This window comes from Alteromonas sp. CNT1-28 (assembly GCF_022348345.1).
GTDB classification, from domain to species: Bacteria; Pseudomonadota; Gammaproteobacteria; order Enterobacterales; family Alteromonadaceae; genus Alteromonas; species Alteromonas macleodii.
In genome coordinates, this window is record NZ_JAKREZ010000012.1 from 1 (window position 1) to 15,243 (window position 15,243).

General features: G+C 43.8%; 12 protein-coding genes and 1 other RNA gene. 6 read left to right on the plus strand and 7 right to left on the minus strand.

Features of this window, described 5'->3' with window-relative positions:
- Positions 1-10 precede the first annotated feature (10 nt).
- Together MHN02_RS09665 and ssrA are read right to left on the minus strand one after the other, a co-directional pair.
- The gene (locus MHN02_RS09665; RefSeq protein ID WP_239245773.1) at positions 11-1,276 is read right to left on the minus strand and encodes a hypothetical protein; all 1,266 of its coding nucleotides are present in this window, start codon (positions 1,274-1,276) and stop codon (positions 11-13) included.
- An 89-nt stretch (positions 1,277-1,365) separates the two neighbouring features.
- Positions 1,366-1,724, minus strand: a transfer-messenger RNA (tmRNA) gene (gene ssrA, locus MHN02_RS09670).
- Positions 1,725-2,117: 393 nt separating this feature from the next.
- On the opposite strand from ssrA, the gene MHN02_RS09675 reads away from it, so the two are divergent.
- Positions 2,118-3,341 carry an NADH:flavin oxidoreductase/NADH oxidase family protein gene (locus MHN02_RS09675; RefSeq protein ID WP_239245776.1) on the plus strand — a complete coding sequence of 408 codons (1,224 nt, stop codon included), beginning with the start codon at positions 2,118-2,120 and terminating at the stop codon, positions 3,339-3,341.
- A 44-nt stretch (positions 3,342-3,385) separates the two neighbouring features.
- On the opposite strand, the gene smpB is transcribed toward MHN02_RS09675, so the two are convergent.
- A complete protein-coding gene (gene smpB / locus MHN02_RS09680; protein WP_014949307.1) occupies positions 3,386-3,865 on the minus strand; it encodes an SsrA-binding protein SmpB in 480 nt (159 codons plus the stop codon).
- Positions 3,866-4,010: 145 nt separating this feature from the next.
- Between smpB and MHN02_RS09685 the strand changes: the two genes are divergently transcribed.
- Both MHN02_RS09685 and MHN02_RS09690 read left to right on the plus strand, forming a co-directional pair.
- A complete protein-coding gene (locus MHN02_RS09685) occupies positions 4,011-4,442 on the plus strand; it encodes a type II toxin-antitoxin system RatA family toxin (RefSeq protein ID WP_014949308.1) in 432 nt (143 codons plus the stop codon).
- Positions 4,439-4,786: an RnfH family protein gene (locus MHN02_RS09690; protein ID WP_014976384.1), complete on the plus strand. Its 348-nt coding sequence runs from the start codon at positions 4,439-4,441 to the stop codon at positions 4,784-4,786. Before MHN02_RS09685 ends, MHN02_RS09690 begins: the two co-directional genes overlap by 4 nt.
- A gap of 92 nt (positions 4,787-4,878) precedes the next feature.
- On the opposite strand, the gene MHN02_RS09695 is transcribed toward MHN02_RS09690, so the two are convergent.
- Entirely contained in the window at positions 4,879-5,355 is a 477-nt protein-coding gene (locus MHN02_RS09695) for a MarR family transcriptional regulator (RefSeq protein WP_012518305.1), read from the minus strand.
- A 30-nt stretch (positions 5,356-5,385) separates the two neighbouring features.
- Positions 5,386-7,356, minus strand: a complete 1,971-nt coding sequence (gene betT / locus MHN02_RS09700) for a choline BCCT transporter BetT (RefSeq protein ID WP_039229500.1) — start codon at positions 7,354-7,356, stop codon at positions 5,386-5,388.
- A gap of 320 nt (positions 7,357-7,676) precedes the next feature.
- Between betT and MHN02_RS09705 the strand changes: the two genes are divergently transcribed.
- Both MHN02_RS09705 and MHN02_RS09710 read left to right on the plus strand, forming a co-directional pair.
- Entirely contained in the window at positions 7,677-10,388 is a 2,712-nt protein-coding gene (locus MHN02_RS09705; protein WP_239245779.1) for a TonB-dependent receptor, read from the plus strand.
- A gap of 168 nt (positions 10,389-10,556) precedes the next feature.
- On the plus strand, positions 10,557-12,518 hold the full coding sequence (locus MHN02_RS09710; protein ID WP_239245781.1) for a sulfotransferase: 1,962 nt from the start codon (positions 10,557-10,559) through the stop codon (positions 12,516-12,518).
- A 203-nt stretch (positions 12,519-12,721) separates the two neighbouring features.
- Here MHN02_RS09710 and MHN02_RS09715 read toward each other — a convergent pair whose 3' ends face one another.
- The gene (locus MHN02_RS09715) at positions 12,722-13,186 is read right to left on the minus strand and encodes a hypothetical protein (protein ID WP_239245783.1); all 465 of its coding nucleotides are present in this window, start codon (positions 13,184-13,186) and stop codon (positions 12,722-12,724) included.
- Between the two features lie 234 nt (positions 13,187-13,420).
- Here MHN02_RS09715 and MHN02_RS09720 point away from each other — a divergent pair, with 234 nt between their 5' ends.
- Positions 13,421-14,332 (plus strand): tetratricopeptide repeat protein, encoded by a 912-nt coding sequence (locus MHN02_RS09720; RefSeq protein ID WP_239245785.1) that lies wholly within the window; start codon positions 13,421-13,423, stop codon positions 14,330-14,332.
- A gap of 78 nt (positions 14,333-14,410) precedes the next feature.
- On the opposite strand, the gene MHN02_RS09725 is transcribed toward MHN02_RS09720, so the two are convergent.
- Entirely contained in the window at positions 14,411-15,223 is an 813-nt protein-coding gene (locus tag MHN02_RS09725; protein ID WP_014949315.1) for a pyruvate, water dikinase regulatory protein, read from the minus strand.
- Between the last annotated feature and the right edge of the window lie 20 nt (positions 15,224-15,243).

The following is a 15,243-nucleotide window of genomic DNA, read 5'->3' on the forward strand; positions in this document are numbered from 1 at the left end:
ATCCGATCACTTACGGTAAAACTGGCAGGGACGAAAAAGAAGAAGAAAAAGCGATCGGATAAAACCGAAACGACCGATCGGATTCACCGAAATACGCAGTCTTTTTAGATTTGGAAAATTGGCTTTTCTTTAGTTCATCTGACTTCCACTCATCATTGACAGAGAACACCAATATTCCATCTTCATAGAAGATGTCTTGCACCTCTAAACAAGCAATCTCTGAAATTCTCATGCCTGTGTGAAGCGCAATCAATGGTGCCCAGAAATGATATGATTTAGGGGCTTCTCTATTTCTTAACGTATCGCCATATATATAGCTCGAAAAGATCTTGGATATATGCGCCGTATCATACATTGCTCTTTTCTCTACAAACTTCGCGCCTTTTGGTTTAGCTAATTCAAGGTGCTTCGAGAAATCGAGAGAGACGTAGTGCCGTTCGTGTAACCATTTTATAAACATTCGAATGTCGGAGAAGTGCTTCTCTAGGCCACCCGCTCCTAAAACAGTTTCAGTGTGGCTTACAGATAAGTCTAGCCACCACTTTGCCACTAATTCTGCATCGGTTGTCGTGACCTCTTTCCTCCGTTTACCAGCATTTTTTGGGAGCTTAGTCATGACATTTACATAATGCTGTATCAATTTTCCGTCGATTTGAGCTGAAGGGCATTCAAAATTGATAATCTCGGCAAACCGAATAAGGTTAGACAAAGCTTGCGTAGCTGTCCTAGTGCCCCAACTTTTTCGCTTAAAATTAAAGTAATCGTCTACGAGCTCACCTATAGGATGGCTCTCTATGCTAGCAGGTGAGGCTGTCGTTGATTGACTCGTCAGTGAGGTAACCAATGCTCTTTCTCTTGACTCTGAAATACTCAGCTTGCGTTTTAGAGCCATAAGCTGCGATTCAGTCAAGTCCAGAGATTCAAATGTTGCGTCTAGATAGTTGTCCAGTTTACGATAACGAACCTGTGACATTAAATTTGAGACAGAAGAGTCTTTTTCTGTCTCTACGATTCGGGCTACTAACTCTCTAATCGTTCGTTTCACTTCAAAAACGTTGGGTGCTTCAGACACGTTCAACCTTAGACTGTCGCTGTAATTACAAAGAACTCTATAAATTTCGGGCATGACCGTGCTGTAATGCTGAAGTGCAATACGTGGTTCTTTGGTTCGCAATGATATCAAAAGTTGGCGATACGTGTTTTTAGGCTTAGATTGAAGTTCAAAGCGTAAACAGTAAACGCCATGCTTGTTTCTATAGAGGTAGCGGGTTTTCATTTCGTGACACCTTATCGTGACACTACGCTAACTCTACACATATAAAAAAGGTGCAAGTTACTGTTTTATAATAACTTGCACCTCTAATTTGGTGGAGCTGGCGGGATTTGAACCCGCGTCCAGAAAATGTCTACCTTTGGTACTACATGCTTAGTTTGTCATTTATTTAACTGCTTGGAACTCCGACAAACAGGATTTCCTTGCAGCTGGCCTAATACTGTTTCGCGGTTCACCCTTAGACAAGGTTCCCTCGCTATCCTACTTGGATGACCTTCCGAATCCCCGCTAGCAGGAAAAGACTAGGGTGGAAGGGCCTATGCCGGTTATTAAGCGGCTAGTGCGTATGTTTCGTCGTTTGCGACTATTTAAATGCGGCTTTTTAAGAGGCAAACCGCTCCTCTGCATGCACCTCCGGCTTCCTAGATCCTGTCGAATCCTAATCAGCCCCGAGTGTGATTTTCAATAATAGCACAATTGTTACATGGTGAAATACATTCTTTTGAAAATTACTATAAATTTTAAGGGTTTGGCTATAAATCAACCAAAAATAACATCTAGTTTTTCAAAAGCTTACCTGTGTGGCCTTCAGTTGAAGCTTTGCTTAAACAGTAACACACAAACATTGAGTATTATTGAACTAACATAGATATGTGGATGCTTGAGTAAAATTCAAGTGTCGAGCGCACAAGGGCTGTACAAGAAACGCAATTTATAAACCAAAATAGCGCTTTTTATTTGATTACTTTAGCGAATTTTTAAGGAAATAGTGCTGATGTAATGATGCAATTAGTAGCAAGAACCATTAAAGTACGTGAGCATAATTAAAAGGCTTGTAGTGTAAATGTCTTCAGATTCCATATTGTATTCTCCGTATACCTTGCCATGTGGCGTAACAGCGCGAAACCGTCTTGTTAAAGCTGCTATGGAAGAAAATATGTCGAGTATGGGAAATATTCCCGGAGAGTCTTTGTACTCACTCTATCGATATTGGGCCCACGGCAATTTAGGCATGGTGATCACAGGCAACGTTATGGTCGATAAAGGCGCCATGACAGGGCCAGGTGGCGTTGCACTAGAAAAAGATACCGACATTGCGCCGTTTCAAAAGTGGGCAAAAATCATTAAGTCTAATGGCGCTTTAGCCATAATGCAGATTAATCACCCTGGTCGACAGGTATTTAAAGCGATGAAAGGCAAAGCTATTGCGCCTTCTGCTGTACCGCTTGATATGGGCAAACACTCCAAGCTGTTTGCTCAACCACGAGAAATGACCTGCCAAGACATTCACGATGTGTGCAAACGTTTCGTTCAAACTGCTAAGCAAGCTGAAAAAGCCGGGTTTGATGGCGTTGAAATTCACGCCGCTCACGGTTATTTGCTTACGCAGTTTTTGTCTCCGCTTACTAACCAGCGTCAAGACGAGTGGGGAGGTTCTATTATTAATCGCGCACGCTTGCTGATAAATATAGTCAGTCAGGTTCGAGCGGTTTGCGCTAAAGACTTCATTGTTATGGTAAAGCTTAACTCTGCTGACTTTCAAAAAAATGGCTTTTCTTTTGATGATGCCTGTGAGGTGGTAAATCGCTTGGAAGCCTTGGGTGTTGATGTTGTAGAGTTGTCTGGCGGCAGTTATGAAGCGCCTGCCATGCAAGGGCAAACCCGTGACGACACCACGCTGGCCAGAGAAGCGTACTTCTTGGAATTTGCGCAGGCTCTGGTGAGTAAAACTGATATTCCGCTTATGACAACTGGCGGTATAAAAAGGGCCGAGGTAGCGGAGGAAGTGATTGAGCAGGGCTGTGCCCTCGTTGGATTAGCCAGCGCCCTTGCTATTACCCCAGACTTAGCCAAAAAGTGGCAACAAGAATGGGCGTATTCGGGCATAATTCCACACTGCTCATGGAAAGATAAATCGCTTGCAAGCCTTGCGAATATGGCCATGGTGCGAAGACAACTTAGACGCCTTGGGAATAACCTAACCACCTTAAGAAACCCGTCACCGCTGTGGAGTCTGATTCTTGATATTCTACATCGCAAGAAAATGACGAAACGAGACGTAGGTTAAACTTACTACACTTCTTTTTTGACAGCCCAAATAAAAACACAGCGTTAAACGCTGTGTTTCATCATTCGTTCTTTTTGACGTTGCCAATCTTTGTCTTTAATGGTGTCACGCTTGTCATGGGCGTGCTTACCTTTTGCTAGGTGAATTTCTAGTTTCACCCAACACTTTTTCCAATACATAGACGTGGCAACGATTGAATAACCTTGGCGGTCTCGTGCACCCATTAAGCGGTCAATTTCTCGTTTGTTCAGCAACAATTTGCGAGCACGCTCTGGAGCAGCGATAACGTGGGTAGAGGCTTGATTCAGCGGACTAATTCTACACCCTACCAAATACGCTTCGGCATTCTGGATAATAATGTACGCATCGGTAATATTCACTTTACCGGCACGAATACTTTTAATTTCCCACCCTTGAAGCTCAAGTCCGGCTTCGAACTTGTCTTCTAGGAAATAGTCGTGACGCGCTTTTTTATTCTGCGCGATATTTCCTGTGGTGTTTTTGTTGGCTTTATTCTTTTTCATGCTGGCTATTATACTGATTGTTCAAAGGAATGTCTTTAGTTGTCATTGTTATCTTATATTGGGGCATTTGGTTCAAAACCGAATACGAGCGAACCAAATTTTCTGTGATACAATGCGGCCAAGAGTTTTAATTGTAGTGGAATCAATGCCAAGTATTCATAGAAGCGCGCTGGTAGCTCATAGCGCAGAAGCCATGTTTAACTTAGTCAACGATGTAGCTTCCTACCCAGAGTTTTTGCCAGGCTGTACCGATAGCAAGATCCTCGACACGTCAGCGCAAAGCATGAAAGCGTCATTGTTAGTGGCAAAAGCTGGTATCAAGCAATGGTTTACAACGCACAACGTGTTAGAGCCAGGTAAAAGTATTCAAATGCAACTGGTCGACGGTCCGTTTCGCTCGCTTACCGGTGGCTGGACATTTTCAGCGTTATCAGAAGAAGCCTGTAAAATTGAATTAAACCTAGAGTTTGAATTCAGCAATAAGCTAGCTGAAATGGCTTTTGGTAAAGTGTTTAACAGTTTAGCCAGCAGTATGGTTGCAGCGTTTACAGACCGAGCGCGGAGCGTGTACGCATGAGTAAGAAGCTCATCAATATTGAGGTTGCCTACGCGTTACCCACCAAGCAAACTATCATTGATGTTGCTATTCATGAAAATGCGACGGTAGAAGAAGGGATAAACGCGTCTAACGTGCTTGAGCAGTTTCCCGAGATTGATTTGAAAGCAACGAAAGTGGGTATTTGGAGCCGCGTGGTTAAGCTTCGCGACACGCTTACCGATGGCGACCGTATTGAAATTTACCGCCCGCTTATTGCTGACCCTAAAGAAATCCGCAAGCGCCGTGCTGAGAAAGCGAAAGAGGAAGGGCGCGCTGACAAAATCACAGGTGGAAAGGTAAATCCACTTAAGGCGAAGTCATAGTAGTCAGCTGAACGCTTCTACGCCAGCGCCAAAGATAGATACAAAAATGGCCTTCTAGTGAAGGCCATTTTTTTTAAAGAAGACAAAGGCTATTAGCTTTTTTCTGAAATACTGCCTAACTCCAGGAAAGGGGAGGCATCAATATCTTCAGCATCCATCATGCTAGCAATTCGCTGAACGGTAGCGACCATTTGGCTTTGCTCCCACTCTTTAAGCTGTGAAAAACGCTCGACAAAGTGTTCTTGAAGCGGACGAGGGGCGTCAACCACTGCCTCTTTTCCGCGTTCGGTTAAGAATACGCCCACTTTTCGTTTATCTTGCGTACTTCTTATGCGCGTAGCTAAGTCTCGTGATTCTAGTCTATCTAGAATATTCGTGATGGTTGCAGGGCTTAAGTTAATATTCTCTGCAATTTCGCGCACCATTATTCCCGGGCGCTCTTCAATATTTTGCATCACCAATAACTGTGGGCCTGTTAAACCCACGTGTTTACTTAGCTGCTTGCTGCGTAGGTCTACAGCGCGTATTACGCGCCGTAGTGCCACTAATAGTTCTTCTTCTTTTCGCATGTTACTTCCAACAAATGCGTAACCCAGCGGTTACTTAAGCAAATGAATAAAATGTTGGTGCTTATGATAGTGATCGATGACGTCATTAATGACCGAAATCTTCGACCAGCCCATAATATCATAGTTCTGACCACCTTCACTAAGGTGCACTTCGGCGCGATAGTACGTGGCCTTTTTGTTTTCGTCCAGTGCTGGTGTGTCACTTGGACCAAATTCAGGCTGTTCTGTCGATACAGGATGCACAGCATAAATGAACTCAGGGTCATTGCCCATATCAACGGTTAATACGAGTGCTTCGTCCGTATCTTCAATTTTTATTTCAAATTGCTGCGCTTTAAACTCCTCGCTTACTTCTGTTAGCGCAGGCTTCACCACTTTGTTGATGTAACGACGAACGGCAGTTTCATCTGGAAAGGTCACAATATTTTCAAGGCGCTCTTTCCAGTTTTTGTCAGAGTCATTATGCTGCGGTGTACCCGTTAGTACTTGTAAACTTTCACGTTTGTACGCCTCGATACGAAGGGCTTTCAATAGTCCCGATATAGCGATAAGCAACACAATAGCAAATGGCAGTGCGGCGGCAATCGTCATAGTTTGCAGCGCGCCAAGCCCACCAGCGTAAAGCAGCACTGAACTCACCACACCAACGCCAACAGCCCAGTATACTCGTTGCCACAACGGCGTATTGTTTTCACCGTGTGAACACAGCATATCGACAACCATGGCACCCGAATCACATGAGGTTACAAAGAACACAATGACCATCAATACTGCTATAAGGCTTAGTACTGAAGCGAAAGGGAACTGCTCTAAAAATACAAACAGTGCCACTGAAGTATCTTCATTTACCATTTGTGCAAGTACGTCTTTACCTTGCACTAACACCTGATCAATAGCGGCGTTGCCGAATACGGTCATCCAAAATAGTGTAAATGCTGATGGAATAAGCAGTACGCCCATTACAAATTCGCGGATGGTTCTACCGTAAGAGATACGCGCGATAAACAGGCCAACAAACGGCGCCCATGCTAACCACCAACCCCAGTAGAAGATGGTCCAGCCACCAATCCAATCTGTTTTCTCATAGGCGAACAGGTTAAATGTGTTGCGCACTAAATCAGACAGATAAGCCCCTGTGTTTTGCATGAACGCTTGTAGTAAAAATACGGTTGGGCCTAAAACAAGAACAATTAAAAGTAACAGTAAGGCTAAAACCATATTGGTTTCTGAAAGACGGCGTATGCCTTTTTCCAGGCCAGTAGTTACAGAAATAACGGCTAAACCAACAACGCCTGCCATTATAGCTATTTGAACACCAGTATTTGACGGTAGACCAAATAGATAGTTAAAACCCGCATTTACTTGCGAAGCGCCAAAGCCTAGCGACGTCGATACACCAAACACTGTTGATGTAACCGCGAATATATCAACCACGTGCCCAGGCCAGCCATAAATCCGGTCACCAATTAATGGATATAAAGCAGAGCGCAGTGTAAGAGGTAAGTTTTGACGGTACGCAAAATAGCCCAAAATCAGCGCCACTACCGCATAAATTGCCCAAGCATGAACACCCCAATGGAAAAATGTGGTTTTCATTGCTTCGCGAACAGCATCAATACTTTCAGCCTGTGCAGTGGGGGGCGCTAAAAAGTGCATTAAGGGCTCGGCAACGCCAAAGAACATAAGCCCAATTCCCATTCCTGCTGCAAACAACATACTAAGCCAAGTCCCAAAGCTAAATTCGGGGCTTGCGTGATCTGGGCCTAACTTAATTTCGCCGTAGCGTGACATGCCGAGGAAAACAACAAACACCACAATTACTGCGACTGTAAATACATAAAACCAACTACCGTTGGTCACAATTGCGCTCTGAAGCTTTTGGAAAAGCGCGTCTGCTGTTTCAGGAGTACCAGCAGCGAAGATAAGTAAACATAGGATTAAAGCTGACGATGTAATAAACACCGGCTTGTTGAGTGGAGATTTATTTTCGTTCTCAATCACGCAGTAAATTCCTTTCACCTTTTATAAATTTCGGTTTATACGCAGAAATATACCGCATGGAGCATTTTTTATAAACATCAGATGAAATTATTTGATTTGTATGTATTTGGTCAATGAGTCAAAGTGCAGTATTTTTTTTGCAGTTGTTTTTACAATAAAAATTAGACTTTCTGCTAGGTTTTGGGTGTTTTTGTTTAATTATTAATCGTTAGAGTAGAAATAATTAATAGATTGTGTATCGTAATATATGATCTTTTTGATATGTGTTTTAAGTAAACACTGTCCGAAGAATAAAAAACAATTGAAGGAAACACACACAAATGCGAAAAACTCAGCTTAGCTGTGCAATCATCGCTGCACTGGCATCCACCTCTCTGGCTGCGCAAGAAACTAAAGCGCCCGCTAAACTTGAAACCATAGAAGTTACCGCCACGAAAAGAAGTGAATCAATCCAAGATGTCCCTGTCGCAGTCTCTGCGTTAGATGGAAAAGCATTAGAAAACCTCGGTATTGATAACTTCCAAGACTACGTAGAGTTTTTACCGAATGTGGTATTCCAAGGTACAGGTCCAGGGCAGAACGAAATATACATTCGTGGTGCGGCGACCACGCAATCAAGCATTACCCTGTCATCTGTTCAAGCACTTCAGCCCTCAGTGGCTTTCTATCTTGATGAAATGCCTGTTTCTATGGCTGGCCGAAACTTAGATATTTTTGCTACCGACGTTGAGCGTGTAGAGGTTCTACCTGGGCCGCAAGGTACGTTATTTGGTGCGAGTTCTCAGGCAGGTACAGTTCGCCTAATCACAAACAAGCCAGATCATTCTGGATTTGCTGCAGGCTTCGATACCAGTATCTCTACCACAAAAGGCGGAGATATGAGTAACACTGTGGAGGCATATTTCAACGTTACTCCAACTGACAACCTTGCGCTGCGTGTGGCTGCCTACAACGAAAGTCAGGGCGGTTGGATTGACAACATTGAAAATGAGCCAGGAAATGGTGGTTACATTGGAAGTGCAGTAGTTATTGATCGTATTTCTGGAAATGCATTGCAGAAACAGGGCATCGATCCGGCTGCTATGGATGCACGTCGTGAAATCAATGGTTTTACCCGCAGTGAAGCCGCCGTTGTATCGCCAAGAAACAGCGAACATGTTGAAGATAACTTTAATGACGCGGTCTACTCAGGGGCGCGATTCGGGTTGTCTTACATTATCAACGAAGATTGGGATGTTCTGGTTCAACACACTCAACAAACACTTGATACTGAAGGTGTGTTTGCCTACGACCCCACAGTGGAAGGCGAAAGCTCGGCAATTCGCTTTCAAAGCGATGAAAACTCCGACGAATTTGGCTTAACCACATGGACCCTAAATGGTCGTTTGGAAAAACTAGATGTGGTGTATACCGGTGGTTACCTCGATCGTGAAATAGACACGCTTACCGATTACACCGGCTACACCAACGGCGGCTTATTTTCCGCGTACTATGTGTGTACGCACTATGAAACGCCAGATAATCCAGATGACGCGCGCTGCCTCGATCCGAGTAAATACTACAAAGAAGACACTACTAGCACTCGCTTAACCCACGAACTACGTTTCAGCACAACGATGGATACACCATGGCAGCTGACGGCGGGTGTGTTTTATGACGAACAGGAAGTAGGCTCAGTAGGCCAGTTTAAAATCGCAAGCCCTGAAATCTTTGAGAACCTTGCAAGTTCATGGAATGCGCTGGCGGGTGACCGTGGAATTAACAGCGATGGTGGCCCTTTCTCTCCTGAAATTAGCTTTGTAAACGACGTTACGCATACTATCGAGCAAATCGCAGTATTTGGTCAGCTAGGCTATGAAATTACTGATACGCTTACTGCTACCATTGGTGCGCGCTGGTATCAAATTGACGATATTTATCGCGGCGCTACATCAACACGCGACGTAACAAGCCGATTAGAAGCCTATGGTCAAGGCGTGCTAGATCCCGCCGTTTATGATGGTTTGGGTCTTGACGGCCAAGGTGTTGTCGATGCTATCCAAGATGGTTCATTGGAAATTGGCTTACTAGACGGTGACGGAGTACTCACGGTTGACGATACCATTTTCAAATTCGGCTTCGACTGGAAAGTAAATGAAAACGTATTGCTTTTCGCGAACTATTCAGAAGGCTTCCGTCCACCAGTAACAAACAGACTAGGCGGTGACGCAGCGGCAAATGACACTGGGGCGTTTGCGGATTTCCGTGTTCCGGTTTACTCAACAACAGATACGCTGGATAACTACGAAATTGGCCTTAAAGGTGACTTCTTAGACGGTATTTTGCGTGTTAATGCCACTGGTTACTATTCAGAAATCAGTGACTTGCAAACGTCGCGTTTCGATCCTGCGAATATTAGTTTCTTAGTCTTTACCGATAATGTTGGTGATGCAGAAGTTAAAGGGATTGATGCAGACATTACGTGGTTAGCAACAGATAACCTAGTCATTAACGCAGCATTTAGCGTACTGGATACTGAACTGGTTAGTATTAACCCTGAACTAGAAGGTATTGCGGCTGGCGTAGGCAGTGAGCTTCCGTACTCTGCTGATTTCTCAGGCAACATTAGCGCACGTTATTTCTTTGAGTTAGACGGCGGTAAAGAAGGGTATGTTAATGCATCACTTACCTACACCGGCGACCGTCTTGCTGGCATGGTGATGAACGCTTATGCCATGGAAGATGCAACTCGATTGATTTATGGCACGGGCTCGGGTCTGAAAATTAAAGATGAGGGTGACGAGTTTAAAGGTGCAACGTACCCAGGTGCAGATGGTGAAACAATTCGCGGTGGCCGCTACATTCAGGAAAGTTACGTAATTGGTAATGTATCTGTGGGGATGACGTATCAAAACTGGAAAGTTGAAGCATTCGTTGACAACGTTTTCGACAAATCAGCAATCTTGAACATTGATACACAGCAGTATACGCCTAAGGTTGTGACTAATCGCCCTCGTACTATAGGTCTTCGCTTCTCTTACGATTACTATTAATAGTCGTTTGTCGTAAACGAAAAAGTAGATTGTACTCAGTGCATTAAACGGCAGGCCTAGGCCTGCCGTTTTCATTACTTATCTTAGAAAAATTCGGTAGTATTAAATACATACCCTTTTGGCTTTCGCCAATTATCACCTGCGCTACCAAGAATTATAACGAAGCCTATGACAATAGAAGATTTTCAACATCAAGTTCGCGCTATTAAGCAAGCGCTTCAACGCGGTCAGTTATCAACTGCGAAATCGTATATTCAAGATTTATTGTCCTTGTCGCTAAATGAGCAGCAAGAAGCAGAAGTACTTTATTTGGGCGCTGTCACTTACAGGCTCTCGAACCAACATAGCGATGCTTTTAGGGCTATCGACACTCTTCTATCTCTTCGCCCAGATTACGGCAGGGGATACCAAGAGCTTGCTTACTGTCATGAAGCTGTGGGAGACCAGCAAAACGCAGCAAGTGCGTTCTTTAAAGCAACGCATTTTAACCCCGCTCTTATAAGCAGTTGGAAAAAGCTACTCTTAATCTATCAAAATCATCGCGACGCTACCGCTGAACAAATGGCATCAAATCAGATTGCGCATTTGCAGTCTCTTCCTCCGCCAATTCTGGGTGCCTACGACCTTATGTACGAAAAGCAGTTCGCTGCGGCAGAGCAAGTGTGCCGCCAATTTTTGGCTAAACAGAAGCATCACCCTGAAGCTATGATGTTGTTGGCTGAAATTGGTATGCAGTTGAAGGTGTACAGTGATGCAGAATTTTTGTTGGAAAGTTGTGTGGAATTATACCCGGACAACGAGCGAGCGGCGCTAGCTTATCAAAACGTGCTTTCAAAGTTGGGTAAGTTTCCAGATGCTGTGAATGTAGCGCGACAAAGACTTTCAAGAAGCCCAGACAGTTTTGTTATTAAAACCAGTCTTGCCCATGCACTTGTTGGTGTAGGGCAATTAGATGAAGCGATAGATATTTACCATGGCATACTAGAACAAACGCCAGATAGACCTAAAGTTTGGGTGTCGTTGGGTCATGCACTAAAAGCCAAAGGCGATACTGCCGATGCGGTTAACGCTTACGAAAAAGCGGTAGGTTTTGCCCGCGACTATGGCGATGCCTATTGGAGCTTGGCGAATACGAAGACGTATAAGTTTAGTGACAAGATGCTTAAGCAAATGACTGAGCAAGTCAGCAATGATGCAATTAACTTAGACGATAAAATTCATATTTGTTTTGCGCTCGGGAAAGGGTTTGAAGATAACGCTCAGTATGACAAGGCCTTCGCGTATTACCAGCAAGGTAATGCGCTTAAACGCAGTACGCTTCAATTCGATATTGGGAAAACCGAGCAAGCATTAGATGCTCAGCAACAGGCTTTTAGTCAAGACGATTTCAAAAAAACACAGGGTTGCCAAGCGCCAGATCCTATTTTTATTGTCGGCCTTCCACGTGCTGGCTCTACACTGCTTGAGCAGATCCTAGCGTCGCACTCTAATGTCGACGGAACCATGGAGCTGCATGACATTCTGGGTATAGCGTCTTCGCTCAGCCACCAATCTACGCCATATCCGTTTAATGTTTCAGCATTGAGTGAAGAAACACTGGCGAAACTTGGTGAGCAATATATTCAGCAGACCCGTGCATATCGCCAAAGCGCACCGTTATTTATTGACAAAATGCCCAACAATTTCATTCATATTGGGCTTATTAAAAAGATACTGCCTAACGCTAAAATTATTGACGCGCGAAGGGATCCAATGGATTGCTGTTTTAGTGGGTACAAACAACTATTTGGTGAAGGGCAAGAGTTTAGCTACTCGCTAAGTGATATTGGCCGATATTACAATGCGTATGAAAAGTTGATGTCACATTGGCATACGGTGATGCCCGGCGACATATTTACGGTGCAGCACGAAGATGTGCTCGACGATTTAGAAGGGCAGGTCAAGCGTATTCTGGCGTTCTGCGGTTTAGAGTTTGAAGAGGCATGCTTAGCGTTTCATAAAACCAAGCGGATAATCAAAACTCCAAGTTCAGAGCAGGTTCGTCAGCCTATTTACAAAACGGGGATGGGGCAGTGGAAGCCATTTGAATCTAACTTGGAAGCGCTGAAGGACGCGCTTAAGACGCAGTAGAAGCGCCTTGCGTTAAATAGCCGTACCTAGCGTGACTCGACTGAACTTGGCTTTATCCTAAGCCAAGCTTTTGAAACTAGACGGTTACTTATTTACAGCGTTACAGCACCTTTAGAATAAAACGAGGCACGACTTTTACCGCGCCTCGTGTTTTTTGACACTTAAAGGCGTCAAGCCTGTGCCATTAGAGCCATTGCTAACGCTTATGGCTGATAAGGTAGCGAAGATTGGTGAAGGATAATTCTAATTTTACCGTCGTCGCATTGCCTGAAGACAAAGCTCTTGTTCACAAAAATATGGCTGTCGTCTGCACCAATAAAATGTACGTTGCATTGAACAATGGCTAACTCGCCGTTCAATATGAAATCTTCCTTGCTATACCAAACCTTTACCCAAGGCTTAAGCTTGAACCCATTGTCGTTGGGGTAGTCGCTATTGCCACCTACGAAGTAGGAAAGCGCCCCTTCTTTTGTTGGGCGAAATGTTTGAGCACCAAACGTTAAGGTAGGCTTAAATAGCACCTTGCCATTATCATAATCGTAGTTTTCAGATAAAACCTTTGATGCGAACGCCTTCGCATCGCCACCTTCAGCGTGTACTTTTCCCACCGCAACAACATTGTCGCACCAAGTCTGAAGGGCTGTATGTACCATCTCTTCTGTAAACATGACGCTAACTCCTTTAATTAATGGTTATGTTATACTGTATCAATTGCGTTTTAACAATATCGCTAAATCAATGAAATGTAACTGATTATCCGTGATAGATAATTGCTATCAGCGAAAGGTCACGGAGCATGCGATGATGCTAGCCACTAAAGAAATTAGGAGCTTTTGCTAACTATTATAAGAACTGCTTTTAACCTATACTTCATACAAAATAGACGCATTGCCATAATAATAATGAGATCTCTATTAGCCACCATTTTATTATTCCTAGCGCTTTTTGTATTTCATGCAAATGCCGCGATTAAAGATATTCAGCCTCTTTGCCAGGATAGTGTCGACGAATGTTTATCGAAAATCAGAGCGCAGCAATCTCTATTAGATAAGAACACACCACCATGGTGGGACCTTCAAGTAAGAAGGTTTGATATCTTATTTAACTTTCAACGTTATGATGAGCTTTATGCCCTTCTAAGACCTTGGCTTGAAGCTACAAATTTGAACGGCATACCAGAGTACAAGCCACTAGTTTCTCTGTTTTTCGGTAAGTGGCTACGGGCCAGTGGCCGAGAGCAGGAAGCAAGAATAGCGTTAACCAAATCTCTGACAGGATTGAAAGCACAGTATGAAAAGATGCCGTCCCCTCAACTAGGTATAAGGGTTTTAAATCTTTTGACTGTGCTTGGTAAAACGAAAGAAGCGCAGGACTTTGCTGATCAACTGGAAGGTGAAAACTATAATGCGCCTGTCTTTTACCATGAGATCTTTGCTGAGCTTGGGCACGCCGCGCTAAAAGAAGGCGATAACGCAAAACATATTGAATATCGAATTAAATCGTTGAATTGGGCGTTGAAGCTACCCGATTATCAACAGCAAGCTGTCGCCTACAGCAATTATGCTGTAGCGCTTCGCAACAATAAGAATTATCAGGAGGCAGAGGAGGCTTTCCTGAATGGTTTAGCATGTGCGGAGCAAGCGAAGGATATCGCTCAAATTAACAGTATTAAGTTGCGGATAGCGGAAAACGCTACGCTTGGCAACGACCCTGAAAAAGCGAGACGTTGGCTCAAGCAAATATCTGTTGAGGGGCTTCCATCTTTACAGCTATCGCGCTACCGAAAATTGGTAAAAGATAACGCACCGCATTAATCGTTAGGTTCATTTCGATTAGCTGCAGGCAAAATGCACATTGCGGCACGCTTTTTTGTTTACCAATTGTTAGATTCACTAATACTTACGGCGCTTCAGTCCAGTCTCGGCTAAGATCTTTGCCGAAATTTCTTCAATAGAATATTTAGTGCTGTTCAAAAACGGAATTTTTTCCTTTCTATACAGGTTCTCAACTTCACGAAGCTCCATCCTACATTGTGGTAGCGATGCGTATTTACTGTTTGCGCGTCGCTCTGAACGTATCTGATGTAGTCTATCGGCTTCAATTGTTAGTCCGAAGAGTTTGTTTTTAAATCGTCTTAGGGCAGGAGGCAGTTTCAGCATGTCTCCCATGTCTTCTTCTGTAAAAGGGTAGTTCGCTGCTTTTATTCCGTATTGAAGTGCTAAGTAAAGACTTGTTGGCGTTTTACCCGAGCGTGAAACACCAGTAAGAATAATGTCTGCTTCATCGTAATCTTTTAGGTTAGAGCCATCGTCATTAGCCAATGCGTAGTTCACGGCCTCAATTCTAATATCGTAGGTGGTTTCGTGGATACTGTGTGTACGATGTTTTTCTGGTTTTGAAGGAACACCCAATACTTTTTCCAGTGGCGCTACGAATTGATCGAGAAAATTATAGTTAATGCCCACAGATTTCGAGATTATTTTGCGAATATCTACATTCACAATTGTATAAAAAACGAGCGGCCTTTCTCCGGTGTCTTGAAAACTTTCAGAAATTTGCTGTAAAACTTTGTGAGCTTGTTCCTCAGTTTCAACGAAAGGAATGGTGTTGTGATTGAAAGAAACGGGAAACAGGGAAAGCAGGGCGTGGCCGAAGACCTCTGCAGTGATGGCTGTACCATCTGAAATATAAAAAGCTGTGCGCACAACATATCCTTAACATTGGT